Genomic DNA, 24,785 nt, shown 5'->3' with positions numbered 1-24,785 from the left:
TGCTGAGCATGATTACAGGCGCATCGGCATAACAACATAAGCCGAGTCGTCGTTGTCGGATTCCTGCACCAGAGCGCTGCTGTTGGAGTCAGACAGGATCAGGCGAACCTGTTCAGTGGTCATCACACCCAACACGTCCAGCAAGTAGCTCACGTTGAAGCCGATTTCCAGGGAACCACCGTTGTAGTCAACGCCGACTTCTTCTTCCGCTTCTTCCTGCTCCGGGTTATTGGCCTGGATTTTCAACTGACCGTTGGCCAATTGCAGACGAATACCACGGTACTTTTCGTTGGAAAGAATCGCGGTACGGCTGAACGCTTCACGCAGGGCCTGACGATCACCGATTACCAACTTGTCACCACCTTTAGGCAGCACACGCTCGTAATCCGGGAATTTGCCGTCGACCAGCTTGGACGTGAACGTGAATTCGCCGGTGGTCGCGCGGATATGGTGCTGACCCAGCACGATGCTGACATTGCCATCAGGCTCGGTGAGCAGGCGTGCCAGTTCGAGAATACCCTTACGCGGAACAATCACCTGGTGACGATCAGGTTGACCGATATCAGCCCGCATCGAGCACATCGCCAGACGGTGACCGTCGGTGGCCACGGCGCGGATGATGCCTTCCGACACTTCCAGCAACATGCCGTTGAGGTAGTAACGCACGTCTTGCTGGGCCATGGCGAAGCTGGTGCGTTCGATAAGACGGCGCAGTTTACTTTGCTCAAGGCTGCAGGTCAGTGAGCCTGGGCCTTCTTCCACAGTCGGGAAATCATTGGCCGGTAAAGTGGACAGCGTGAAACGACTGCGACCTGCCTTGACCACCAACTTCTGCTCATCAACCTTAATGTCGATCAGCGCGTCGTTCGGCAGACTCTTGCAGATGTCCATCAGCTTACGCGCTGGCACAGTAATCTCGCCAGGCTCTGCAGGCTCTTCCAGCTGCACGCGGCCAACCAATTCGACTTCCAGGTCGGTACCAGTCAGGGACAACTGCTGGCCTTCGACAACCAGCAATACGTTGGAGAGCACCGGCAAGGTCTGTCGGCGCTCGACGACGCCTGCGACCAGTTGCAGGGGTTTCAACAGGGCTTCGCGTTGAATGGTGAAATGCATGGTCTAGTCCCTTGCCTTAATAAGCTGCGCTGGTGTCATCAAGTGGTCAGTGTACGCAGCAGGTTCTTGTAGTCCTCGCGAATATCCGCGTCGGATTCCTTAAGTTCGTTGATCTTGCGGCATGCGTGCAAGACTGTGGTGTGGTCGCGACCACCAAACACATCGCCGATTTCCGGCAGGCTATGGTTGGTCAACTCCTTAGAGAGGGCCATGGCCACTTGTCGCGGACGAGCCACCGAGCGAGAACGGCGCTTGGACAGCAGGTCGGAAATCTTGATCTTGTAGTACTCGGCCACGGTGCGCTGGATGTTATCCACACTCACCAGTTTGTCCTGCAGTGCCAGCAAGTCTTTCAAGGATTCGCGAATCAGCTCGATGGTGATGTCGCGCCCCATGAAATGCGAGTGTGCGATGACTCGCTTGAGCGCGCCTTCGAGTTCACGCACGTTGGAACGAATGCGCTGTGCGATAAAGAAAGCAGCGTCGTGTGGCAGATCGACTTTTGCCTGATCGGCTTTTTTCATCAGGATCGCAACGCGGGTTTCCAGCTCCGGCGGCTCTACCGCAACGGTGAGGCCCCAGCCAAAGCGCGACTTCAAGCGTTCTTCCAGGCCTTCGATTTCCTTCGGATAACGGTCACTGGTCAAGATGACCTGTTGGCCGCCTTCGAGCAGGGCGTTGAAGGTATGGAAAAACTCTTCCTGTGAACGTTCCTTACGAGCAAAGAACTGAATGTCATCGATCAGCAAGGCGTCAACGGAACGGTAGAACCGCTTGAACTCGTTGATGGCATTGAGCTGCAAGGCCTTAACCATGTCCGCTACGAAGCGCTCCGAGTGCAGGTAAACGACCTTGGCATTCGGGTTCTTCTTTAATAGGTGGTTACCCACAGCGTGCATCAAGTGAGTTTTACCCAAGCCCACGCCACCATAAAGGAAGAGCGGGTTGTAACCATGCTTGGGGTTATCCGCCACTTGCCAGGCCGCGGCGCGAGCGAGCTGGTTAGATTTACCTTCGACGAAATTCTCGAAGGTAAAGGTGCGGTTCAAGTAGCTGGTGTGCTTGAGCGCGCCTTCGACCTGTACGGTGCGCTGTTCGGCGCGAATCGGTGCCTGCTGCGAGCTGGCACCAGCCATGGGGTCAAAGCTGTCGCGAGACGGCTCTTCATTAATAGGTGCGTTTTTCTGTGACGCCGATTTGGAAGGCGTCTGGGCAACGGGAGCAGGCGAGTTATTAACAGGTGCCGCTGCGGCCTGAGCTTGAGAAGCGCTCGCCGCCAATGGCGCATTCGGCGCAGCGCGAGGCGCCGAGCTGCGTTTGCTGCCTATTAATAAGGAGAGCACAGGCGCAAGGCCATTGCCGTGTTCGTCGAGCAATTCGAGAACGCGGCTCAGGTACTTCTCGTTGACCCAGTCGAGAACAAAACGATTAGGTGCGTAGACACGCAACTCGTCGCCTTCGGCTTCGACCTGTAGCGGACGGATCCAGGTGTTGAATTGCTGGGCAGGCAGCTCATCGCGCAAAAGCTCCACGCACTGCTGCCAAAGTTCCACTGACACGGATATCCCCTAAGTTGAAAGCCGGTGAGGCAAAAACAGCCGCCATTGTAGCGGCGAGCCGCCCACTTATCCACATGTAGGTTGCCCACAGGGCACCCAAAATCAATGTCTTATCCCGGAAAAAGCCGACCAGTGGTCTGTGCATAAGGTCTGTGGATAAGCGGCCCTGAGCTCGTTGTACAAGTGGGGGTGAAAGTCTGTGGGTAACTGGGCTGTGGATAACATGCCATTCCACACACAGCTTATCCGACAGCGCAGCACAGGCAGAGCACCGCTTCTCCCCCATGTTGTCATCCTCTGTACATCAAGTGGAATATGGCCTCAAGGCAGTTATCCACAGAGGATGGCCTGCCTAGCTTTTATAAGCTTTACAGAAAAGCTTTAAATAACTTCCTTCTTTATTTTTATATCTATGACATTGCTCATGGAAGCCAGGCGGATAGAAAAGGGGGTTTTACCCGATAGAGATCTAATTGAAGGAAAAGCTGGTTGGAAATTGACCTAGAGGCTTGCTTTCTCTAGAATCGCCGGTCTCTTAAAACGGGGGCCATTCCGGCCCGTTGTGGACGAACCAGGTAACAACGCCATGAAACGTACTTTCCAACCAAGCACCATCAAACGCGCCCGTACTCACGGCTTCCGTGCTCGCATGGCTACCAAGAACGGCCGTGCTGTCCTGTCGCGTCGCCGCGCCAAAGGTCGTGCGCGTCTGGCAGTTTGATAATCCGGTACTGGTGGTGAGTCAGGACTTCAGTCGGGAAAAGCGTCTGCTAACACCCCGGCACTTCAAGGCAGTCTTTGACTCCCCCACCGGCAAGGTTCCGGGGAAAAATCTCCTGCTCCTTGCGCGTAACAACGATCTTGATCACCCCCGTCTCGGGTTGGTGATTGGCAAGAAGAGCGTAAAGCTCTCCGTTGAGCGCAATCGCCTCAAGCGTCTGATGCGCGAATCGTTTCGCCTCCACCAGGACACTCTGGTTGGTTGGGATATTGTTATCGTCGCGCGCAAAGGCTTGGGGGATGTAGAAAACCCCGAATTGATTCAGCATTTCGGCAAGCTCTGGAAACGTCTGGCGCGTACCAACAAACCAGCACCAGCAGTCAGCACCGAAACTGTAGGGGTAGACAGTACCAATGCGTAAACTGGCACTCGTTCCGATCCAGTTTTATCGCTATGCCATTAGTCCTCTGATGGCCAGTCACTGTCGTTTCTACCCCAGTTGTTCCTGCTACGCGTTAGAAGCCATAGAAAATCATGGTCTTCTGCGCGGTGGCTGGCTGACCTTTCGTCGTTTAGGTCGCTGTCATCCGTGGAATCCCGGTGGTTATGACCCGGTTCCACCTATCCCTACCTCCCGTTCTTCTTCGATGGCCGAGTAATCATGGATATTAAACGCACGATCCTGATCGTCGCCCTGGCAATCGTGTCCTACGTCATGGTTCTTAAGTGGAACCAGGATTATGGCCAAGCTGCCCTGCCGACTCAGAATGTTGCTACCAATCAGGCTGCCCCGGCTATTCCGGACACCCCGCTGGGTACCAATGCGTCCGCGAGTGCAGATGTTCCCAGCGCGAATGGCGAGACAAGCGCCCCTTTAGAAACGCCAGTGGTCACCAATAAAGACCTCATCCTCGTGAAAACGGATGTGCTCGACTTGGCTATCGACCCACAAGGTGGTGATATCGCGCAGTTGAAACTGCCGCTGTATCCACGTCGCCAAGACCATCCGGATGTACCGTTCCAACTGTTCGATAACGGTGGTGAACGTACTTATCTGGCGCAAAGCGGTCTGACCGGCACTAATGGTCCGGATGCGCGCGCTACCGGTCGTCCGGTTTATTCGACCGAAAAGAAGGTTTATCAACTGGCTGATGGCCAAAACCAGTTGAACGTCGACCTGAAATTCAGCCTCGACGGCGTCAACTACATCAAGCGTTTCAGTTTCACTCGCGGTTTGTACGACCTGAAGGTCACTTACCTGATCGACAACACCAGCGAAAAACCTTGGAGCGGCAATCTGTTTGCCCAACTCAAGCGTGATGGCAGCTCCGATCCTTCTTCAAGCACCGCTACTGGTACCGCTACCTACTTGGGCGCAGCCCTGTGGACAAGTAACGAGCCGTACAAAAAAGTGTCGATGAAAGATATCGACAAAGGCGCGCTGAAAGAAACCGTTCAAGGCGGCTGGGTTGCCTGGTTGCAACACTATTTCGTGACCGCCTGGATCCCGAACAAGGGTGAAGCCAACCTGGTTCAAACCCGTAAAGACAGCCAAGGTAACTACATCATTGGCTTTACTGGCCCGGCGTTGACCGTCGCTCCAGGTGCCAAGGCTGAAACCAGCGCTACCCTGTACGCCGGCCCGAAAAGCCAGGCCGTGCTGAAAGAGTTGTCCCCAGGTCTGGAACTGACTGTGGATTACGGCATTCTGTGGTTCATTGCCCAGCCTATCTTCTGGCTGCTGCAACATATCCACAGCATTGTGGGTAACTGGGGCTTCTCGATCATATTCCTGACCATGCTGATTAAGGGGATCTTCTTCCCACTGTCGGCTGCCAGCTACAAGTCGATGGCTCGCATGCGTGCCGTGGCTCCGAAACTGGCCGCGTTGAAAGAGCAGCATGGTGATGATCGGCAGAAAATGTCGCAGGCCATGATGGAGCTGTACAAGAAAGAGAAGATCAACCCGTTGGGTGGATGCTTGCCTATTCTGGTGCAGATGCCGGTGTTCCTATCGCTGTACTGGGTACTCCTGGAAAGCGTGGAAATGCGCCAGGCACCGTTCATGCTGTGGATAACTGATCTGTCGATCAAGGACCCATTCTTTATCCTGCCGATCATCATGGGCGCGACCATGTTCATCCAGCAGCGTCTGAACCCAACACCGCCGGATCCGATGCAGGCTAAAGTGATGAAAATGATGCCAATCATCTTCACCTTCTTCTTCCTGTGGTTCCCAGCTGGTCTGGTTCTGTACTGGGTGGTCAACAACGTGTTGTCGATCTCTCAACAGTGGTACATCACACGTAAAATCGAAGCGGCTACCAAAAAAGCCGAGGCGTAATTTACTCTGTGGATAACCACTCAAGACGCCCCCTAGTGGGGCGTTTTGCTTTCCGTCACTTTTGTTCTGGAACCTGCTGATGAGCGCTCCTCGTGAAACCATCGCTGCTGTCGCAACCGCTCAAGGTCGCGGCGGTGTGGGTATCGTTCGAATTTCCGGGCCCCTCGCCGGCATGGCAGCCAAGGCCATCAGCGGCCGGGAATTGAAACCGCGGTATGCCCATTACGGCCCGTTTCTGGATGCAGACCACAGCGTATTGGATGAGGGCCTGGCCCTCTATTTCCCTGGACCTAACTCTTTCACCGGTGAGGATGTCCTGGAACTGCAAGGCCACGGTGGTCCTGTAGTTCTGGATATGCTGCTGCAGCGTTGCCTGCAATTAGGCTGCCGTCTCGCCCGGCCGGGTGAGTTCAGTGAACGCGCGTTCTTGAATGACAAGCTCGATCTGGCCCAGGCCGAAGCTATCGCGGACCTGATCGAAGCGAGTTCCGCACAGGCCGCACGCAATGCGTTGCGTTCGCTGCAGGGGGCATTTTCCCTGCGTGTGCATAACTTGACCGAGCAATTGATCAGCCTGCGCATCTACGTAGAGGCGGCGATTGATTTTCCTGAGGAAGAGATCGACTTCCTCGCCGATGGCCACGTATTGGCAATGTTGGATAAAGTCCGCGAGGAGTTATCCACAGTGCTGCGTGAAGCGGGGCAAGGCGCCTTGCTGCGCGATGGCATGACGGTGGTCATTGCCGGTCGCCCCAACGCGGGTAAGTCCAGCCTTCTAAATGCCTTGGCCGGACGTGAGGCTGCCATCGTCACCGAGATTGCCGGCACCACCCGGGACATCCTGCGCGAACATATCCACATCGACGGCATGCCGCTGCACGTGGTTGATACCGCAGGCTTGCGCGATACCGATGACCAGGTGGAAAAGATCGGTGTAGAGCGCGCCCTCAAAGCCATCAGTGAAGCAGACCGCGTATTACTGGTGGTTGATGCCACTGCGCCTGAGGCTGCGGATCCTTTTGCCCTTTGGCCGGAGTTTCTTGAACAACGACCTGACCCGGCTAACGTCACCTTGATCCGCAACAAGGCTGACCTGACAGGCGAAGCCATCGCGCTTGAAATGGGTGAGGATGGCCACGTCACGATCAGCCTGAGCGCCAAGTCGGCGGGTAATGGCCTGGAATTGCTGCGCGACCATCTCAAGGCCTGCATGGGTTACGAGCAGACCTCGGAAAGCAGTTTCAGTGCGCGTCGCAGGCACCTGGAGGCACTGCGTCATGCCAGTGCGGCCCTTGAGCACGGACGCGCGCAGCTGACCTTGGCGGGGGCAGGGGAGCTGCTGGCCGAGGATCTACGTCAGGCACAGCAGCTGCTGGGGGAAATCACCGGCGCCTTCAGCTCCGATGATTTGTTGGGACGGATCTTTTCCAGCTTCTGCATCGGTAAATAGCAACGTTATCCACAATGGTTTACCAGTTGTAGGACACCGTACCGAGCAAGGTACGGCTGTCACCCCAGTAACAACGCCCTGCATCGTTGCAACCGGATACATATTCCTTGTCGAACAGGTTCTTGGCATTCACATCAACCGACCAGTTTTTGTCGAACTGATAGCCAACGGATGCATCCACCAAGGTGACGCTTCCCGCGTCCAATTTTCCGTACAGCGTGGGCGCGGTGTAGGAAAAGGTACTGTCGAAATAACGCACGCCCGCCCCCAGGGACAACCCCTTGAGCTGACTGTCGAGGAATCGGTATTTGCCCCATACAGACGCCTGATTCCGCGGCACCCCGGTCAGCTGGTGCCCTTCGACCAGAGAAGTAGCGGAGTCCTTAGTGATTCGAGCGTCAGTGTAGGTGTAGGCCGCCGTTAAATTCAGGTTAGGCGTGACGTTGCTGTTGACCTCGACTTCAACGCCCTTGGACCGACTTTCGCCCACTTGGCGGTAGCTGTTAGTGGTGGCGTCGAGGTAGGTGTCATCTTCCTTGCGCAAGTCATACACCGACACAGTCATTGCCGTATCCCAGCCGATCGGTTCGTACTTCACGCCTACTTCGTATTGGCTGCTGGTAATCGGCTTCAAGGGTGAACCGGCGTTGGAAATCTGCTGTACCGGCACGAATGCAGTGGAATAGCTCACATACGGCGTCAGGCCGTTGTCGAACTGGTACATCACCCCGCCTTGATAGGTGAACTTGCGATCTTCAGAGCCGGTATCGCTGGCCTTGTTGACCTTGTCGCGGAAATCACTCTCGACCCAGTCCTGACGGCCACCCAACAGGAATAACCAGCGGTCATACTTGCTCTGCAGCTGTGCATAAACCCCTTTCATCTGCTGTTCGAGCAACGTGTTCTGTACTGCCAGAGGCGTGGTCGGATCGCGCAAGTAAACAGGGTTATACACATCGATGGTGCCGGCGAACCCGGCATTCCAATCTTGATTGAAAGAAGTGCGGTCGTAGCTGGCGCCGAACAGCAGGGTATTTTCCAGCCCGCCGACCTGAAATTTGCCTTCCAGCTGGTTATCCAGGGAATAAACCATCGACTTGTTGTAGCGATCGTAGGCGTTCATGTTCAGCCGAGTCCCGAAACCGCCGTTGTTCAATTGGCCCGGCCAGGTTTCGTGACGGTTGATACGCGACTGCATGTAGCGCGAGTTCTGGCGGAACTGCCAGTCGTCATTGAAGCTATGAGCGAGCTCATACCCCGTGCTCCAGGCTTCACGTTCGAAGGTGCTCCAGTCTGGATTCCCGAGCATGGTGTGCTTGGACAACTTACCGTTGGGATTCGTCAGTAACGTGCCGGCAGCTGGTAGGCCGAGTTCCAGGTTGGTGTGATCCTTCTGGTAGCTGGCGAGCAGGGTGAGGGTGTTGTAGTCGTCGAAATTCAGGGTCAGGGAGGGAGCAACGTAGAGGCGATCATCCGGCACATGATCAGTCTGGGTATCAGACTTGCGCCCCAGCATCACCACGCGTCCAAGGATGTCGCCGCTGTCGTTGAGCGGACCGGAGATATCTACACCCACCTGACGGCGGTTATTCGAACCATAGCCCAGTTGTACCTCGCCTTGCGGCGTGGCGGTTGGATGTTTACTGACCAGGTTTACCAAGCCACCGGGGGCATTTTCACCGTAGAGCAGCGACGAAGGCCCACGGAATATTTCGACCCGCTCCAGGCCATAAGGCTCACTGGTGGTGTCGTACCGATTGCCCTGAACACGTAGTCCATCACGCAGCAGGCCGTAGCCATAGTCTGTGGCGTTGAAACCGCGAATGAAGAACAGGTCACCGGCCAGACTATCGCCGGCAGCGAAGGGCGGGGCGAAAATACCCGGCACGTAGCCCAGTACTTCGGTAAGGGACTGGGACTTCTGGTCCTTGATGCGCTGACCGGTGACGACCGATACCGACCGCGGTGTTTCCGACAGTGGCGTGCTGGTTTTGGTCCCAATCCGGCTGTTTTGAGCTTTGTAGCCCACATCCCCGGCGATCTCCTGATTGAAACCGTCCAGTTGAACCGTGCTTACAGTCGTAGGCGCAAGGGTCAGTTCTCCTGTGGGCGCCGCTTGCAATATGTAGCTACCAGGCGCCTGGGCCACAGCCTCTAACGCCGAGTTTTGCAACAGCAGCGCAAAGCCCTGCTCCACCGAATAGTCCCCCTCAAGCCCAGGGGTGTTCAAATGAGCGGTCTGCTGGGGCGAAAAGGACAGGATCACATTGGCCCTGGCCGCAAATTGGCTCAAGGCGCTGTCGAGCGGACCTGCGCCAATAGCGAAGTGCTGCACCACGCTGGCTGCAAGGGCGCCTGTTGATAACAACCCGCAGGCAGCGGCGGTAGAGGTAAGCAGCAAACCGTAGGTCAGGCCGTGGCAGGAGAGTCGCTGGCGAAGCTTAGGAGGAAGGCGCATAGGTGGATAAACCCTGAAGGTAGCGTCGTGATTACCTGTAGGGCCGCGTCAGGTAAAAAAAAGATAACCCTGTGGATTATTTTTTTGCTCAGCCGATTCGCTTCACCGAAACCCAGTAACGGGTGAAGTAATTGACCTGGATCGGCAGCGTCGCTTGCAGGTTGGCCAGCACCGCATCGGTGGAATCCAATCGGAATGTGCCGGAAACCCGCAGGCGCGCCGAAGCTGGATCGCATTGCAGGACCCCAGGTCGATAACGACCGAGCTCGTCGATCACATCGCCGAGCCGGGCATCGAGCACGATCAATTGTCCGTCGACCCAGGCAGCTTCAGCTCCGCTGTAAGGTTGGCTTACCCCTACGCTTTGCCGATTGAATTGCGCACTCTCGCCTGCAACGAGCAGCCGGCTGAGGTCTGGTCGATCAGTGGGTGAAATGCTGACGCGGTCTGCCAGCACTCCGACCCGTGTGAAATCCGCCAGTTGGCGCACAGTAAAGTGTGTCCCTAAAGCCTGGATGCGACCCTGCTGAGTCTCAACATAGAAGGGCATCTGCGCGCCCGACTTGCCAGTGTGGATAAGAACTTCGCCTTCGCGCAGGCGTATCAAGCGCTGGCGTCCGTCGAACAGCACATCAATGGCGGTTTGGGTATTCAGGTCAATCCGGGTGCCGTCGGCCAGTTCGATGCGCCGGCGCTTGCCCAAAGGTGTACAGAAATCGGCCCAAACATTGCCCAGGGACGTATGTTGCTGAACATTCCACCCCAAGTAACCGGTGCTGCCGAGTACCAGCATCCACTTGAGCACCTGGCGACGTTGCTGTGTGGCCGACAAAGCGCGGCGAGTGAAATCCTGGGGCAAGGCACCCAGGCTGCGTTGCAATTGCTCCATCTGATTCCACGCCGCCTGATGGGACGGGTCGATGTTGAGCCATTGCTGCCAGGCATGGCGCTCGGCCGCTGTGGGCGTCTGGGATTGAAACTGCACGTACCAGCCGGCGGCCGCCTCGAAGGTCTTGCGATCAGGCGCTGCCATTACAAGGTGGCCATGATCATTGAACATTCGGTCAACGCGCGAACCATGTGCTTCTTCACGGTCGTCAGTGACACCTGCAGTTGATCGGCGATCTGTTGATAAGTCAGGCCGTCAATCTGCGACAGCATGAAGATCCGCCGCGAGCGTTCGCCCAAGCTGGCGAGAGCTTTATCCACAGCCACCAGGGTTTCGATGATGATCGCCTTATCTTCTTCACTGATGGCAGTGGCATCAGGACGCTCGGCCAGGCTTTGCTTATAAGCCTGTTCAATGGCGTGACGCCTGTAGCGGTCAATTACCAGACCCCTGGCGATGGTCGCCAGATAATCACGTGGCTCAAGGATCTGCGCCGCATGGCGCCCACCAAGAATGCGCACGAACGTATCGTGTGCGACATCGGCCGCATCGCAGGCGTTATGCAACTTACCTCTGAGCCACCCGTGCAACCAAGAATGGTGCTGTTCGTAAATATGCTGGACGGCAACCGTGTGTGAAGGAGTAGGCATAGGGTGCGAGAGGGCAGGTTAATGATAATCGCTATTATTAACTGCACTGCAGATTTCTCACAATAGATCTCTTTTTACGCTGTTCACTTCCGAGTCGAAGGATTTCGGTGGCTTCACCGTGACCTCGGTATCGCGTGTTTGCTCGATTTCTGTGGATTAAGCCCTGTGAATAACCGCCCCTGTGCCCAGTTGATAACAGGGCTTGAAACCTGAGTAAAAACCCCTCTGTGGATAAGTGACTGTTTAATCCACAGGATTAGCGTACTTATCCAAGGACCTCATTGGCACATGACCACAGACTTTTGAATCTCTGTACATACCGTAAATAAAGGCCTGTAGAGATCTATCCACAGAAATGATGCTCAGTAGAAATAAACATAAAAACAAAGATTTAATAAATTTCTCTCTTTTAATTTCTATTGTCTGTGATTCATCCACAGCTGGTTAAATTTTGTGCAAAGGGTTCTTTAGGAAGGGCTAAGTCCCTATACTTGCCGCCAAAGCTCTAAAACCAGTTCAATCAATCAATTCCTAATTACCTACTTAAGCAGGCACGAGGTGCGTGGTGGATTTCCCTTCCCGTTTTGAAGTGATCGTCATCGGCGGCGGTCATGCCGGTACCGAGGCAGCACTGGCGTCAGCACGCATGGGCGTAAAAACCCTGTTGCTCACGCACAACGTGGAAACCCTCGGTGCAATGAGTTGCAACCCCGCCATTGGTGGTATCGGCAAAAGCCATCTGGTCAAGGAAATCGACGCCCTTGGCGGCGTAATGGCCATGGCAACCGATAAGGGTGGTATTCAATTTCGCGTTCTCAACAGCCGCAAAGGCCCGGCAGTGCGAGCCACTCGGGCACAAGCTGACCGCATTCTGTACAAGGCTGCTGTACGTGAAACCCTGGAAAACCAGCCGAACCTGTGGATATTTCAACAAGCAGCGGATGACCTGATCGTCGAACAAGACGTGGTGAAGGGCGTTGTCACCCAAATGGGTCTGCGCTTCTTCGCAGAATCTGTGGTTTTGACCACGGGAACCTTCCTTGGCGGACTTATCCACATCGGAATGCAGAATTATTCCGGTGGCCGTGCCGGTGATCCTCCGTCGATTGCCTTGGCAAAACGCCTGCGTGAATTGCCGCTGCGTGTCGGTCGCCTGAAAACCGGAACCCCGCCGCGTATCGACGGGCGTTCTGTGGATTTCTCGTTGATGACTGAGCAAGCGGGCGATACGCCGATCCCGGTGATGTCGTTCATGGGTTCCAAGGAGCAACACCCCAAACAGGTGAGTTGCTGGATTACCCACACCAATGCCCGAACTCACGAGATCATTGCCGCGAACCTCGACCGTTCGCCGATGTATTCCGGTGTAATCGAGGGGATTGGCCCGCGCTATTGCCCATCGATCGAAGACAAGATCCACCGCTTTGCCGACAAGGAGAGCCATCAGGTCTTCATCGAACCCGAAGGTCTGACTACTCACGAGCTGTACCCGAACGGGATATCTACTTCCCTGCCGTTCGACGTGCAAATCCAGATCGTGCAATCGATTCGCGGCATGGAAAACGCACATATCGTGCGACCTGGCTATGCCATCGAGTATGACTACTTCGATCCTCGTGATCTGAAGTACAGCCTGGAGACCAAAGTGATCGGCGGGCTGTTCTTCGCCGGCCAAATCAATGGCACAACCGGTTACGAAGAAGCCGGCGCCCAAGGTTTGCTGGCCGGGACCAACGCCGCATTGCGTGCACAAGGCAAAGACAGTTGGTGCCCGCGTCGCGATGAAGCGTACATCGGTGTGTTGGTGGACGACCTGATTACCTTGGGTACCCAGGAACCGTACCGGATGTTCACTTCTCGGGCGGAATACCGTCTGATCCTGCGCGAAGACAACGCCGATCTGCGGCTGACCGAAAAAGGCCGCGAACTGGGGCTGGTCGATGACGTGCGCTGGGAAGCCTTCTGCAAAAAACGTGAAAGCATTGCGTTGGAAGAGCAGCGCCTGAAAGGCACTTGGGTTCGCCCCGGTACCGAACAAGGTGATGCAATTGCCGAGAAATTCGGCACGCCGCTGACTCACGAGTACAACTTGCTGAACCTACTGTCACGTCCGGAAATCGACTACGCTGGCTTGGTCGAAGTGACGGGCGGCGGCGCAGAAGATCCACAGGTTGCCGAGCAGGTCGAAATCAAGACGAAGTACGCCGGTTACATTGACCGCCAGCAGGACGAGATTGCTCGTCTGCGCGCCAGTGAAGACACCAAGCTGCCTGTGGATATCGACTACACCGGGATTTCCGGGCTTTCGAAAGAAATTCAGAGCAAGCTGGGGATAACTCGACCAGAAACCCTGGGCCAGGCTTCACGTATTCCCGGCGTCACCCCGGCAGCCATTTCGCTGTTGATGATTCATTTGAAAAAACGCGGCGCGGGCCGTCAGTTGGAGCAAAGCGCTTGAGTTCGTTGGTCACCCTGCAACACGCCGAAGAGTTATCCACAGGTGCACGCCAATTGGGCGTCGATCTGACGTCCGCCCAGCATGAGTTGCTGTTGGGCTACCTAGCCCTGTTGATCAAATGGAACAAGGCTTACAACCTCACGGCAGTGCGCAATCCCGATGAGATGGTGTCCCGGCATTTGCTCGACAGCTTGAGCGTGATGCCATTTATTCAAAACGGTCGCTGGTTGGATGTGGGCAGTGGCGGCGGCATGCCAGGTATCCCCTTGGCCATCCTGTTTCCCGAGTCCCAAGTGACCTGCCTGGACAGCAATGGCAAGAAAACCCGATTCCTGACTCAGGTCAAACTCGAACTCAAGCTGGATAACCTTCACGTTATCCACAGCCGTGTCGAAGAATTCACGCCTGAACTGCCTTTCAACGGAATTGTTTCCCGGGCGTTCAGCAGCATGGAGAACTTCAGCAACTGGACACGCCACCTGGGTGACCGCGATACCCGCTGGCTGGCAATGAAGGGCGTCCATCCGAGTGATGAGCTGTTAGCATTGCCGGCAGACTTCCACCTCGATAGCGAACACGCCTTGGCCGTACCCGGTTGCCAAGGCCAACGCCATCTGCTGATACTGCGCCGCACGGCATGATTGGGAACACAAGCAAGAATGGCTAAGGTATTCGCGATAGCGAACCAGAAAGGTGGCGTGGGCAAAACCACCACCTGCATCAACCTCGCAGCATCCTTGGTCGCTACCAAGCGACGGGTGCTGTTGATCGATCTCGATCCACAGGGCAACGCCACCATGGGTAGCGGTGTGGATAAACATGGCCTGGAAAACTCGGTCTACGACTTGCTGATCGGCGAGTGTGACCTGGCCCAGGCCATGCACTATTCCGAGCATGGCGGTTATCAATTGCTGCCGGCCAACCGCGATCTGACTGCGGCGGAAGTGGTGTTGCTGGAAATGCAGATGAAAGAAAGCCGTCTGCGCAGCGCCTTGGCGCCGATCCGCGAGAACTATGATTACATTTTGATCGATTGCCCACCGTCGCTGTCGATGCTGACGCTCAATGCGTTGGTGGCTGCCGATGGGGTGATTATCCCCATGCAGTGTGAGTACTACGCACTGGAAGGTTTGAGCGACCTTGTGGATAACATCAAGCGTATCGCCGAATTGCTCAACCCAAACCTGCAGATCGAAGGCCTGCTGCGGACCATGTTCGATCCGCGCCTGAGCCTGATGAACGATGTGTCGGCACAGCTCAAGGAACACTTCGGCGAGCAGCTTTACGACACCGTGATTCCGCGCAATATCCGTTTGGCCGAAGCGCCAAGCTATGGCATGCCTGCGTTGGCTTATGACAAATCGTCCCGTGGCGCCATCGCCTACCTGGCTCTGGCTGGCGAGATGGTTCGCCGCCAACGCCGCAACTCCCGCACCGCTGCAGCCCAGCCAACTTAAGGAATCCCCATGGCCGTCAAGAAACGAGGTCTCGGACGTGGACTGGATGCACTGTTGAGTGGTCCGACCGTCACATCGCTTGAAGAACAAGCGGTGCAGGCCGACGAGCGCGAGCTGCAGCACCTGCCTCTGGACTTGATCCAGCGCGGCAAATACCAGCCACGCCGTGACATGGATCCCCAGGCGTTGGAGGAACTGGCCAATTCGATCAAAGCTCAAGGCGTGATGCAGCCGATCGTGGTGCGCCCGATTGGTGGCGGTCGTTTTGAAATCATCGCCGGTGAACGCCGCTGGCGCGCCAGTCAGCAGGCCGGCAAAGAGACCATTCCCGCGATGGTGCGTGATGTGCCTGATGAAACGGCGATCGCCATGGCGTTGATCGAGAATATTCAACGCGAAGACCTCAATCCGATCGAAGAAGCGATCGCCTTGCAGCGCCTGCAGCAAGAATTCCAGCTGACGCAGCAACAAGTGGCCGAAGCGGTGGGTAAGTCCCGCGTCACCGTGTCCAACTTGCTGCGCCTGATCGCTTTGCCGGAAGTCATCAAGACCATGTTGTCCCATGGCGATCTGGAAATGGGCCACGCCCGTGCTTTGCTCGGTTTGCCGGAAAATCAACAGGTTGAAGGGGCGCGACACGTTGTCGCACGAGGGCTTACCGTTCGTCAGACTGAGGCCCTGGTTCGCCAGTGGCTCAGCGGCAAACCTGCACCGGTCGAAACGGCCAAACCTGATCCGGATATCGCGCGTCTCGAGCAGCGCCTGGCCGAGCGCCTGGGCTCTGCGGTACAAATTCGCCACGGCAAGAAAGGCAAAGGGCAATTGGTCATCGGATATAACTCCCTTGATGAGCTTCAGGGTGTCCTTGCCCACATCCGCTGAAACATTTGCTTATGTAGCGTGTGATCGGAAATCACTACCCGGCAGTTGAATAGGGGCAGAACCGCCCCTATACTCTGCGCGCATTTTGTCGGCACAAATTATGCCAAGTTATTGATTTCCGGCAGCCGACTATTGAGGAGCAAGAGTGATGGAAACCCGCACGCCAAACACGTTGCCCTTCCATCGCTTGGCTGTTTTTCCGGTTTTATTGGCTCAATTTGTCATTTTGCTAATCGCCGCATTGGCGCTTTGGTACTGGCATGGAGTCGTAGCCGGATATTCGGGACTTTGCGGAGGCCTGATAGCCTTGCTGCCCAATATGTATTTTGCTCACAGGGCCTTTCGGTTTTCCGGCGCCCGAGCAGCCCAGGCTATCGTCCGGTCTTTTTATGCCGGCGAGGCGGGGAAACTGATTTTGACGGCAGTGCTGTTTGCACTGACCTTTGCAGGTGTGAAGCCATTGGCGCCGCTGGCTGTATTCGGCGTCTTCGTGTTGACCCAACTGGTCAGCTGGTTCGCTCCCCTGCTAATGAAAACAAGACTTTCGAAACCTTAGGGCGTTTGAGGCAACCATGGCAGAAACAACCGCTTCGGGCTATATCCAGCACCACTTGCAGAACTTGACCTTCGGTCAGCTTCCCAACGGCGGCTGGGGCTTTGCCCACTCCGCAGCAGAAGCCAAAGAAATGGGCTTCTGGGCTTTCCACCTGGATACTCTGGGCTGGTCGGTCGCTTTGGGTCTGATCTTCGTCCTAATTTTCCGCATGGCGGCGAAGAAGGCGACTTCCGGTCAGCCAGGTGCTTTGCAGAACTTCGTTGAAGTATTGGTCGAATTCGTCGATGGCAGCGTGAAAGACAGCTTCCATGGCCGTAGCCCGGTGATTGCACCGTTGGCACTGACCATCTTCGTCTGGGTGTTCCTGATGAACGCCGTCGACTTGATCCCGGTTGACTGGATTCCTCAGTTGGCCATGGCGATTTCCGGCGACCCGCATATTCCATTCCGTGCCGTATCGACCACTGACCCGAACGCTACCCTGGGCATGGCCCTGTCGGTATTCGCGCTGATCATTTTCTACAGCATCAAGATCAAGGGCATCGGCGGCTTCATCGGCGAATTGACCCTGCACCCGTTCGGCAGCAAGAACATCTTTGTTCAAGCCCTGCTGATCCCGGTGAACTTCCTGCTGGAATTCGTGACCCTGATCGCCAAGCCGATCTCCCTGGCCCTGCGACTGTTCGGCAACATGTATGCCGGCGAGCTGGTGTTCATTCTGATCGCTGTGATGTTCGGCAGCGGCCTGCTCTGGCTTAGCGGCCTGGGCATTGTTCTGCAGTGGGCGTGGGCTGTGTTCCACATCCTGATCATCACCCTGCAGGCCTTCATCTTCATGATGCTGACCATCGTCTACCTGTCGATGGCGCACGAAGAGAACCATTAAGACCAGTCTCGACTAGTCTGATGTCCTTCCCGGTGAAACGGGAAGGTGGCCCACCAGGGCTATGAAACGATTTGTTTTACCGCTTTAAAATCTAAAAAACCTAAACCATACGACGTAAAAGTCGGGAGGAAAGATGGAAACTGTAGTTGGTCTAACCGCTATCGCTGTTGCACTGTTGATCGGCCTGGGCGCCCTGGGTACTGCCATTGGTTTCGGCCTGCTGGGCGGCAAATTCCTGGAAGGCGCAGCGCGTCAGCCAGAAATGGTTCCAATGCTGCAAGTTAAAATGTTCATCGTCGCCGGCCTGCTCGACGCCGTGACCATGATCGGTGTTGGTATCGCTCTGTTCTTCACCTTCGCGAACCCTTTCGTTGGTCAACTCGCCGGTTAATCACTCGTCTTTTCGAGTGATTGGTGTGTTGTGCAACGAATGAGCGAGGTATTGGCGTGAACATTAATGCAACCATTATTGGTCAGTCCTTAGCGTTCTTGATTTTTGTCGTTTTCTGCATGAAGTTCGTATGGCCTCCGGTCATCGCAGCTCTGCACGAACGTCAGAAGAAGATCGCGGATGGACTGGACGCTGCAGCACGAGCAGCTCGCGACCTGGAGTTGGCCCAAGATAAAGCGGGTCAACAACTGCGCGAAGCGAAAGCTCAAGCAGCCGAAATCATTGAGCAAGCCAAGAAACGCGGTAACCAGATCGTTGAAGAGGCTGTTGAAAAAGCCCGTATCGACGCTGACCGTGTGAAGGTTCAGGCTCAGGCCGAGATCGAGCAGGAACTGAACGGTGTCAAAGACGCGTTGCGTGCCCAACTGGGTGCTCTGGCCGTCGGCGGTGCTGAGAAGATCCTGGGTGCCACAATCGATCAAAACGCGCACGCGGAGCTGGTTAACAAACTGGCTGCTGAAATTTAAGCGAGGGCGATCATGGCAGAATTGACCACGTTGGCCCGACCTTACGCTAAGGCAGCCTTCGAGCACGCCCAGGCCCACCAGCAGCTGGCCTCTTGGTCAGCCATGCTCGGCCTGGCTGCAGCAGTGTCGCAAGACGACACCATGCAGCGCGTGCTCAAGGCCCCGCGACTGACGAGCGCAGACAAGGCCGCCACTTTTATTGAAGTGTGCGGCGACAAGTTTGATGTGAAAGTGCAGAACTTCTTGCACGTCGTTGCCGAAAACGACCGTCTCCTGCTTCTGCCGGAGATTGCCGCTCTGTTCGACCTGTACAAGGCCGAGCAAGAGAAATCGGTAGACGTTGAAGTCACCAGTGCTTTTGCATTGAACCAAGAACAGCAAGACAAACTCGCCAAGGTTCTCAGTGCACGACTCGACCGGGAAGTGCGCCTGCAAGTTGCGGAGGATGCCACCCTTATTGGTGGTGTCATCATTCGCGCCGGCGACCTGGTTATCGATGGCTCGATTCGCGGCAAACTCGCGAATCTTGCCGAAGCATTGAAATCTTGAGTTTGAAGGGGCAGCAGAGCAATGCAGCAACTCAATCCTTCCGAAATAAGTGAAATTATCAAGGGCCGCATCGACAAGCTCGATGTGACCTCCCAAGCCCGTAACGAAGGCACTGTCGTCAGCGTATCTGACGGCATCGTGCGGATTCACGGTCTGGCCGACGTTATGTACGGCGAGATGATCGAGTTTCCGGGCGGCGTCTACGGTATGGCCCTCAACCTGGAGCAAGACTCCGTAGGTGCCGTTGTATTGGGCGCATACACCAGTCTGGCTGAAGGCATGAGCGCCAAGTGCACAGGCCGCATCCTGGAAGTTCCGGTTGGTAAGGAACTGCTGGGTCGCGTAGTCGACGCACTGGGTAACCCTGTTGACGGTAAAGGTCCACTGGGCAACACCGAGACCGACGCGGTCGAGAAAGTTGCTCCAGGCGTGATCTGGCGTAAGTCGGTAGACCAGCCTGTACAGACTGGCTACAAGGCTGTCGATGCCATGATCCCTGTCGGCCGTGGCCAGCGTGAGCTGATCATCGGTGACCGTCAGATCGGTAAAACCGCTCTGGCAATCGACGCGATCATCAACCAGAAGAACAGCGGCATTTTCTGCGTCTACGTAGCTATTGGTCAGAAGCAATCGACCATCGCCAACGTGGTTCGCAAGCTGGAAGAAAACGGCGCCCTGGCCAACACGATCATCGTGGCTGCCAGTGCTTCGGAATCTCCTGCGCTGCAATTCCTGGCGCCGTACTCCGGTTGCACCATGGGTGAATTCTTCCGCGACCGCGGTGAAGACGCGCTGATCGTTTATGACGATCTGTCCAAGCAAGCAGTGGCTTACCGCCAGATTTCCCTGCTGCTGCGCCGTCCACCAGGCCGTGAAGCTTACCCAGGCGACGTGTTCTATCTCCACTCCCGTCTGCTGGAGCGTGCATCCCGCGTTTCCGAAGAGTACGTAGAGAAGTTCACCAACGGCGCAGTGACCGGCAAAACCGGCTCCCTGACCGCTCTGCCGATCATCGAAACCCAGGCTGGCGACGTTTCCGCGTTCGTTCCGACCAACGTGATTTCCATCACCGACGGTCAGATCTTCCTGGAATCGGCCATGTTCAACTCGGGCATCCGCCCTGCAGTGAACGCCGGTGTTTCGGTATCCCGTGTGGGTGGTGCCGCTCAGACCAAGATCATCAAGAAGCTCTCCGGTGGTATCCGTACCGCTCTGGCTCAGTACCGTGAATTGGCGGCATTCGCCCAGTTCGCTTCTGACCTGGACGAAGCGACCCGTAAGCAACTTGAGCATGGTCAGCGCGTTACCGAGCTGATGAAGCAGAAGCAATACGCCCCAATGTCGATCGCTGACATGGCGTTGTCGCTGTATGCCGCTGAGCGTGGGTTCCTGACCGACGTTGAAATCGCCAAGGTCGGCAGCTTTGAACAAGCGCTGATTGCTTACTTCAACCGCGATCACGCCGAATTGATGGCGAAGATCAACGTGAAGGGTGACTTCAATGACGATATCGACGCTGGCATGAAAGCCGGTATCGAGAAGTTCAAGGCCACCCAAACCTGGTAAGCCGCAGCGGGAGCCGCAAGGCTCCCGCTTGCTAACCTGATAGGTGTTACATGGCAGGCGCAAAAGAGATTCGCAGTAAGATTGCGAGCATCAAAAGCACGCAAAAAATTACCAGCGCCATGGAAAAAGTGGCGGTAAGCAAAATGCGCAAGGCACAAATGCGCATGGCTGCTAGCCGTCCTTATGCGGAGCGTATCCGCCAGGTAATTGGGCATCTGGCCAACGCCAACCCGGAATACCGCCACCCGTTCATGATCGACCGCGAAGTTAAGCGTGTGGGTTATGTGGTAGTGAGCAGTGACCGTGGTTTGTGCGGTGGTTTGAATACCAACCTGTTCAAGGCCCTGGTCAAGGACATGGCGGTAAACCGCGAAAACGGCGTCGAGATCGATCTGTGTGTTGTTGGTAGCAAGGGTGCGGCCTTTTTCCGTAACTTCGGCGGTAACGTCGTTGCAGCTATCAGCCACCTGGGTGAAGAGCCGTCGATCAATGATTTGATCGGCAGTGTGAAGGTGATGCTGGATGCGTACCTGGAAGGCCGGATTGACCGCCTCTCCGTGGTATCCAACAAGTTCATCAACACCATGACCCAGCAGCCAACCGTGGAGCAATTGATTCCACTGGTGGCGACTCCGGATCAGGAACTCAAGCACCACTGGGACTACCTCTACGAACCAGACGCCAAAGAGCTGCTTGACGGCTTGATGGTGCGCTACGTGGAGTCGCAGGTGTACCAGGCGGTGGTCGAGAACAACGCAGCTGAACAAGCGGCGCGGATGATCGCGATGAAAAACGCTACCGATAACGCCGGTGATCTGATCAGCGATTTGCAGCTGATCTACAACAAGGCGCGTCAGGCTGCGATCACCCAAGAGATCTCGGAAATCGTCGGCGGCGCTGCCGCGGTTTAACGGTTCAAATATTCAGAGGATCCAGCTATGAGTAGCGGACGTATCGTTCAAATCATCGGCGCCGTTATCGACGTGGAATTTCCACGCGACAGCGTACCGAGCATCTACAACGCGCTGAAAGTACAAGGCGCGGAAACTACTCTGGAAGTTCAGCAGCAGCTGGGCGACGGCGTAGTTCGTACCATTGCGATGGGTTCCACCGAAGGCTTGAAGCGCGGTCTGGACGTAATCGACTCTGGCGCAGCCATCTCCGTACCGGTCGGTAAAGCGACCCTGGGCCGGATCATGGACGTACTGGGCAACCCGATTGACGAAGCTGGTCCGATCGACACCGAAGAGCGCTGGGGCATTCACCGTCCAGCACCTTCGTTCGCGGAACAAGCTGGCGGCAACGACCTGCTGGAAACCGGCATCAAGGTTATCGACCTGGTTTGCCCGTTCGCCAAGGGCGGTAAAGTCGGTCTGTTCGGTGGTGCCGGTGTAGGCAAGACCGTAAACATGATGGAACTGATCCGTAACATCGCCATCGAGCACAGCGGTTATTCCGTGTTCGCCGGTGTGGGTGAGCGTACTCGTGAGGGTAACGACTTCTACCACGAGATGAAGGACTCCAACGTTCTGGACAAAGTGGCACTGGTTTACGGTCAGATGAACGAGCCGCCGGGAAACCGTCTGCGCGTAGCACTGACTGGCCTGACCATGGCCGAGAAGTTCCGTGACGAAGGTAACGACGTTCTGCTGTTCGTCGACAACATCTACCGTTACACCCTGGCCGGTACTGAAGTATCCGCACTGCTGGGCCGTATGCCTTCCGCAGTAGGTTACCAGCCGACCCTGGCTGAAGAGATGGGCGTTCTGCAAGAACGTATCACTTCGACCAAGGAAGGTTCGATCACTTCGATCCAAGCGGTATACGTACCTGCGGATGACTTGACCGACCCATCGCCTGCGACCACCTTCGCCCACTTGGACGCCACCGTCGTTCTGTCCCGTGACATCGCTTCCCTGGGTATCTACCCAGCGGTCGATCCACTCGACTCGACTTCGCGCCAGCTGGACCCGAACGTGATCGGCCAGGAGCACTACGACACCGCTCGCGGCGTTCAGTACGTGCTGCAGCGTTACAAAGAACTGAAGGACATCATTGCGATCCTGGGTATGGACGAGCTGTCGGAAGCCGACAAGCAGTTGGTAAACCGTGCTCGTAAGATCCAGCGCTTCTTGTCGCAGCCGTTCTTCGTGGCTGAAGTCTTCACCGGTGCTTCGGGTAAATACGTTTCCCTGAAAGACACCATTGCTGGCTTCAAAGGCATCCTCAACGGTGACTACGACCACCTGCCAGAACAAGCGTTCTACATGGTCGGCGGCATCGAAGAAGCGATCGAGAAAGCCAAGAAACTGTAATCCAGGCGCCCGGAAACGGGCGCTCATCAGGTTGAGGCAATCAGATGGCTATGACAGTCCATTGCGATATCGTCAGCGCGGAAGGGGAAATCTTCTCCGGTCTGGTAGAAATGGTGATTGCACACGGCGAACTCGGTGACCTGGGTATTGCCATGGGCCACGCGCCGTTGATCACCAGCTTGAAGCCAGGTCCGATCACTCTGACCAAGCAAGGCGGGGAACGTGAGGTGTTTTACATCTCCGGTGGTTTCCTTGAGGTTCAGCCGAACATGGTCAAGGTACTTGCCGACACCGTGCAGCGTGCTGGCGATCTGGATGAAGCCTCCGCTCAGGAAGCCGTCAAGGCTGCTGAGAAGGCCCTGAACGAAAAGGGTGCGGACTTCGACTACAGCGCTGCTGCTGTACGTCTGGCCGAGGCTGCAGCTCAGCTGCGCACGCTCCAGCAGATCCGCAAGAAGTAAGCGGCTACGCCGTGATGCTTATGCGCGATTGATTAAAAAGGGTAGCCTCGGCTACCCTTTTTCTTTTTTAGCAAAACACATCTTTGGTCTGAAGCCGGACCGTCCAGGATTGGTAGCCATTCATGTCTCTTGAAATCGTCATTCTCGCCGCAGGCCAGGGCACCCGCATGCGCTCGGCCCTGCCCAAGGTGCTGCACCCGGTGGCCGGCAACTCCATGCTTGGCCATGTTATCCACAGCGCCCGGCAGTTGGACCCGCAACGCATCCACGTAGTGATCGGCCACGGTGCCGATGCAGTGCGTGAGCGCTTGGCTGCGGATGACCTGAATTTCGTATTGCAGGACAAACAACTGGGGACCGGCCACGCCACCGCGCAAGCTGTGCCGTTCATTACCGCTGACACCGTGCTGATCCTCTACGGCGACGTGCCGCTGATCGAAGTGGAAACCCTGCAACGCCTGCTTAAGCACGTAGTGCCTGGTCAGATGGGCCTGCTCACCGTGGAGCTGGAAGACCCCACCGGCTACGGACGCATCGTGCGCAATGCCGATGGCAAGGTCGCGGCCATCGTTGAGCACAAGGACGCCAGCGAGGCCCAACGTGCCATCACTGAAGGCAATACCGGTATTCTCGCCGTGCCTGGCAACAAGCTCGCCGACTGGATGAGCCGTCTGTCCAACAACAACGCTCAGGGTGAGTACTACCTCACCGACGTGATTGAGATGGCCGTGAGCGATGGCCTGCTGGTAGCTACCGAGCAGCCCCACGACCCTATGGAAGTGCAGGGCGCCAACGACCGCAAGCAGTTGGCCGAGCTGGAGCGTCACTACCAACTGCGAGAAGGTCGCCGCCTGATGGCTGAGGGCGTGACCCTGCGCGACCCTGCGCGTTTTGACGTACGCGGTGAGGTCACCGTGGGGCGCGACGTGCTGATCGACATCAACGTGATCCTCGAAGGCCGCGTAATCATCGAAGATGACGTAGTCATCGGCCCGAACTGCGTGATCAAGGACAGCACCCTGCGCAAGGGCGTGGTGATCAAGGCCAACAGCCATATCGACGGCGCGGTGATGGGCGAGGGCAGCGATGCTGGCCCGTTTGCTCGGTTGCGTCCGGGCACTGTGATGGGGGCCAGGGCGCATGTCGGCAACTTCGTCGAACTGAAAAATGCACGAATGGGCGACGACGCAAAGGCCGGCCACCTTGCCTACCTCGGCGATGCGGTGATCGGTGCTCGCAGCAACATCGGCGCTGGCGCAATCACCTGCAACTACGACGGCGCCAACAAGTACCAGACCACTATTGGCGAGGACGTATTCATTGGCTCGAATAACTCGCTGATTGCGCCAGTGACGATCGGTGATGGTTCGAATACTGCCGCAGGCTCAACCATCAACCAGGATGTGGATAAATCCCAACTGGCCGTAGCTCGGGCCCGCCAACGCAATATCGACGGCTGGAAACGCCCGGTCAAAATCAAAAAGACCTGAGTTATCCACAGCGTCATCAGCAGTGCTATTCAAATGTGGGAGGGGGCTTGTCCCCGATGG

General features: G+C 56.2%; 24 protein-coding genes. 19 read left to right on the top strand and 5 right to left on the bottom strand.

Annotated elements, in window-relative coordinates; translation table 11 throughout:
* Positions 1-12 precede the first annotated feature (12 nt).
* Both dnaN and dnaA read right to left on the bottom strand, forming a co-directional pair.
* Positions 13-1,116 carry a DNA polymerase III subunit beta gene (gene dnaN / locus CKW32_RS14680; protein ID WP_005783345.1) on the bottom strand — a complete coding sequence of 368 codons (1,104 nt, stop codon included), beginning with the start codon at positions 1,114-1,116 and terminating at the stop codon, positions 13-15.
* A gap of 38 nt (positions 1,117-1,154) precedes the next feature.
* The gene (dnaA, locus tag CKW32_RS14675; RefSeq protein ID WP_032885151.1) at positions 1,155-2,675 is read right to left on the bottom strand and encodes a chromosomal replication initiator protein DnaA; all 1,521 of its coding nucleotides are present in this window, start codon (positions 2,673-2,675) and stop codon (positions 1,155-1,157) included.
* A 586-nt stretch (positions 2,676-3,261) separates the two neighbouring features.
* Here dnaA and rpmH point away from each other — a divergent pair.
* From rpmH to mnmE, 5 genes are all read left to right on the top strand, one after another.
* The gene (gene rpmH, locus CKW32_RS14670; protein WP_003213577.1) at positions 3,262-3,396 is read left to right on the top strand and encodes a 50S ribosomal protein L34; all 135 of its coding nucleotides are present in this window, start codon (positions 3,262-3,264) and stop codon (positions 3,394-3,396) included.
* A gap of 16 nt (positions 3,397-3,412) precedes the next feature.
* Entirely contained in the window at positions 3,413-3,817 is a 405-nt protein-coding gene (gene rnpA, locus CKW32_RS14665; protein ID WP_026013533.1) for a ribonuclease P protein component, read from the top strand.
* On the top strand, positions 3,810-4,055 hold the full coding sequence (yidD, locus tag CKW32_RS14660; RefSeq protein WP_010207715.1) for a membrane protein insertion efficiency factor YidD: 246 nt from the start codon (positions 3,810-3,812) through the stop codon (positions 4,053-4,055). The genes rnpA and yidD overlap by 8 nt, the downstream gene beginning before the upstream one ends.
* 2 nt (positions 4,056-4,057) lie before the next feature.
* On the top strand, positions 4,058-5,740 hold the full coding sequence (gene yidC, locus CKW32_RS14655) for a membrane protein insertase YidC (protein WP_032885153.1): 1,683 nt from the start codon (positions 4,058-4,060) through the stop codon (positions 5,738-5,740).
* A 79-nt stretch (positions 5,741-5,819) separates the two neighbouring features.
* Positions 5,820-7,190, top strand: coding sequence for a tRNA uridine-5-carboxymethylaminomethyl(34) synthesis GTPase MnmE (mnmE, locus tag CKW32_RS14650; RefSeq protein ID WP_032885154.1), 1,371 nt, complete (start codon positions 5,820-5,822; stop codon positions 7,188-7,190).
* 19 nt (positions 7,191-7,209) lie between these two features.
* Here mnmE and CKW32_RS14645 read toward each other — a convergent pair whose 3' ends face one another.
* The 3 genes from CKW32_RS14645 to CKW32_RS14635 all read right to left on the bottom strand — a co-directional run bounded on the left by CKW32_RS14645 (position 7,210) and on the right by CKW32_RS14635 (position 11,187).
* The gene (locus CKW32_RS14645) at positions 7,210-9,648 is read right to left on the bottom strand and encodes a TonB-dependent siderophore receptor (protein WP_095185268.1); all 2,439 of its coding nucleotides are present in this window, start codon (positions 9,646-9,648) and stop codon (positions 7,210-7,212) included.
* Between the two features lie 88 nt (positions 9,649-9,736).
* Positions 9,737-10,681 carry a FecR domain-containing protein gene (locus CKW32_RS14640; RefSeq protein WP_095185267.1) on the bottom strand — a complete coding sequence of 315 codons (945 nt, stop codon included), beginning with the start codon at positions 10,679-10,681 and terminating at the stop codon, positions 9,737-9,739.
* The gene (locus CKW32_RS14635; protein WP_095185266.1) at positions 10,681-11,187 is read right to left on the bottom strand and encodes a sigma-70 family RNA polymerase sigma factor; all 507 of its coding nucleotides are present in this window, start codon (positions 11,185-11,187) and stop codon (positions 10,681-10,683) included. Before CKW32_RS14635 ends, CKW32_RS14640 begins: the two co-directional genes overlap by 1 nt.
* Positions 11,188-11,752: 565 nt before the next feature.
* Between CKW32_RS14635 and mnmG the strand changes: the two genes are divergently transcribed.
* The 14 genes from mnmG (at position 11,753) to glmU (ending at position 24,725) form a co-directional block, all read left to right on the top strand.
* Positions 11,753-13,645, top strand: a complete 1,893-nt coding sequence (mnmG, locus tag CKW32_RS14630; protein WP_095185320.1) for a tRNA uridine-5-carboxymethylaminomethyl(34) synthesis enzyme MnmG — start codon at positions 11,753-11,755, stop codon at positions 13,643-13,645.
* Complete coding sequence (rsmG, locus tag CKW32_RS14625) at positions 13,642-14,286, top strand: 16S rRNA (guanine(527)-N(7))-methyltransferase RsmG (protein ID WP_032885159.1); 645 nt, start codon at positions 13,642-13,644, stop codon at positions 14,284-14,286. Before mnmG ends, rsmG begins: the two co-directional genes overlap by 4 nt.
* Positions 14,287-14,304: 18 nt before the next feature.
* Positions 14,305-15,102, top strand: coding sequence for a ParA family protein (locus CKW32_RS14620; protein ID WP_032885161.1), 798 nt, complete (start codon positions 14,305-14,307; stop codon positions 15,100-15,102).
* A 9-nt stretch (positions 15,103-15,111) separates the two neighbouring features.
* Positions 15,112-15,984 (top strand): ParB/RepB/Spo0J family partition protein, encoded by an 873-nt coding sequence (locus CKW32_RS14615; RefSeq protein ID WP_016970690.1) that lies wholly within the window; start codon positions 15,112-15,114, stop codon positions 15,982-15,984.
* 148 nt (positions 15,985-16,132) lie between these two features.
* Complete coding sequence (locus CKW32_RS14610) at positions 16,133-16,540, top strand: F0F1 ATP synthase subunit I (protein WP_010565865.1); 408 nt, start codon at positions 16,133-16,135, stop codon at positions 16,538-16,540.
* Positions 16,541-16,556: 16 nt separating this feature from the next.
* A complete protein-coding gene (gene atpB / locus CKW32_RS14605) occupies positions 16,557-17,426 on the top strand; it encodes a F0F1 ATP synthase subunit A (protein WP_017736231.1) in 870 nt (289 codons plus the stop codon).
* A 133-nt stretch (positions 17,427-17,559) separates the two neighbouring features.
* Positions 17,560-17,817, top strand: a complete 258-nt coding sequence (gene atpE / locus CKW32_RS14600) for a F0F1 ATP synthase subunit C (RefSeq protein WP_002555987.1) — start codon at positions 17,560-17,562, stop codon at positions 17,815-17,817.
* A gap of 56 nt (positions 17,818-17,873) precedes the next feature.
* On the top strand, positions 17,874-18,344 hold the full coding sequence (locus CKW32_RS14595) for a F0F1 ATP synthase subunit B (protein ID WP_008439543.1): 471 nt from the start codon (positions 17,874-17,876) through the stop codon (positions 18,342-18,344).
* Positions 18,345-18,356: 12 nt separating this feature from the next.
* Entirely contained in the window at positions 18,357-18,893 is a 537-nt protein-coding gene (locus tag CKW32_RS14590; RefSeq protein ID WP_032885165.1) for a F0F1 ATP synthase subunit delta, read from the top strand.
* 21 nt (positions 18,894-18,914) lie between these two features.
* On the top strand, positions 18,915-20,459 hold the full coding sequence (gene atpA / locus CKW32_RS14585) for a F0F1 ATP synthase subunit alpha (RefSeq protein ID WP_003177064.1): 1,545 nt from the start codon (positions 18,915-18,917) through the stop codon (positions 20,457-20,459).
* Between the two features lie 50 nt (positions 20,460-20,509).
* On the top strand, positions 20,510-21,370 hold the full coding sequence (gene atpG / locus CKW32_RS14580) for a F0F1 ATP synthase subunit gamma (protein WP_010565870.1): 861 nt from the start codon (positions 20,510-20,512) through the stop codon (positions 21,368-21,370).
* Positions 21,371-21,397: 27 nt separating this feature from the next.
* Positions 21,398-22,774, top strand: a complete 1,377-nt coding sequence (gene atpD, locus CKW32_RS14575) for a F0F1 ATP synthase subunit beta (protein ID WP_003177062.1) — start codon at positions 21,398-21,400, stop codon at positions 22,772-22,774.
* A 44-nt stretch (positions 22,775-22,818) separates the two neighbouring features.
* Positions 22,819-23,235: a F0F1 ATP synthase subunit epsilon gene (locus tag CKW32_RS14570; protein ID WP_032885166.1), complete on the top strand. Its 417-nt coding sequence runs from the start codon at positions 22,819-22,821 to the stop codon at positions 23,233-23,235.
* Positions 23,236-23,357: 122 nt separating this feature from the next.
* On the top strand, positions 23,358-24,725 hold the full coding sequence (gene glmU, locus CKW32_RS14565; protein ID WP_032885167.1) for a bifunctional UDP-N-acetylglucosamine diphosphorylase/glucosamine-1-phosphate N-acetyltransferase GlmU: 1,368 nt from the start codon (positions 23,358-23,360) through the stop codon (positions 24,723-24,725).
* Positions 24,726-24,785: the final 60 nt, after the last annotated feature.

The sequence above is a fragment of the Pseudomonas sp. Irchel 3H9 genome, from assembly GCF_900187495.1.
Classification (GTDB): Bacteria; Pseudomonadota; Gammaproteobacteria; order Pseudomonadales; family Pseudomonadaceae; genus Aquipseudomonas; species Aquipseudomonas sivasensis.
The sequence above is the reverse complement of the archived record's forward strand: the minus strand, read 5'-3'. Positions and strand labels throughout refer to the sequence as shown.